The organism is Methylobacterium sp. GC_Met_3 (assembly GCF_026540775.1).
GTDB lineage: Bacteria > Pseudomonadota > Alphaproteobacteria > Rhizobiales > Beijerinckiaceae > Methylobacterium.
The window spans coordinates 1-246 of sequence record NZ_JALNUL010000209.1 but is presented as its reverse complement, the minus strand read 5'-3'; the positions used below and the strand labels follow the sequence as shown (position 1 = coordinate 246).

The 246-nt window shown below is 63.4% G+C and carries 1 protein-coding gene; it reads left to right on the top strand.

Translation table 11 applies throughout. From position 1 onward, the window contains the following. A partial coding sequence (locus tag OXS27_RS32525; protein ID WP_267361770.1) for a BamA/TamA family outer membrane protein occupies window positions 1-246 on the top strand: 246 nt, incomplete at both ends.

The following is a 246-nucleotide window of genomic DNA, read 5'->3' as shown; positions in this document are numbered from 1 at the left end:
CGGCACGCTGTTCGGCTACAAAGGCAAGCGCACCTTCGACGTGAATGGCGACGGCTTCATCAACGGCTACAGTCCCACGACGGGGTGCTCGTACAGCGCCTACACGGTCGGCGTCCAACCCGAGTGCGTGAACGTGCACGACAAGGCGGTGATCCGCTCCTCGATCGGCGCGTCCATCCTTTGGAACTCGCCGCTCGGCCCGATCCGCTTCGACTATGCCTACGCGGTCACCAAAGACAACGGCAC